This window comes from Psychromonas sp. Urea-02u-13 (assembly GCF_002835995.1).
In the GTDB taxonomy this organism is placed as follows: domain Bacteria; phylum Pseudomonadota; class Gammaproteobacteria; order Enterobacterales; family Psychromonadaceae; genus Psychromonas.
The window spans coordinates 1-387 of record NZ_PJBZ01000290.1 but is presented as its reverse complement, the minus strand read 5'-3'; the positions used below and the strand labels follow the sequence as shown (position 1 = coordinate 387).

Here is a 387-nt window from a genome sequence, read left to right as displayed (position 1 = left end):
TCTCATCAAGCAAGGCTTGAGATTTGAATCGCCCTTCCCAGAAGCGCCCCTTGCACTTATCTTCTTTATTCGCTTTGATAGCGATAAATTCATTTAGACAACGCATGAACCAAGAGATACTCGATAAACGTTTACGCCACTTTGCAATAATTTCAAGCGCGGCTTCTTTTTGAATCTCTGATGTTAACTCGCCTTTTTGCCAGCGCACGACAAGCGATGAAAGCGTATATATTTGACTCCAACGCACACATATTTCATCATCAGAGCAGGCTAACGATGCCTCTTCATTGACATATAAAACAAGGTGGTAGTGATTGGACATAATGGCATAAGCACACACTTCAATTGAAAAAACATGCGTTAAGTGGCGAATGCGATCTATCATCC

The 387-nt window shown here is 41.6% G+C and carries 1 pseudogene; it reads right to left on the bottom strand.

The annotated features are described in order from the left end of the window. Nucleotides 1–387, bottom strand: a pseudogene (locus tag CXF74_RS21775) (alpha-amylase family glycosyl hydrolase); the annotation flags it as partial.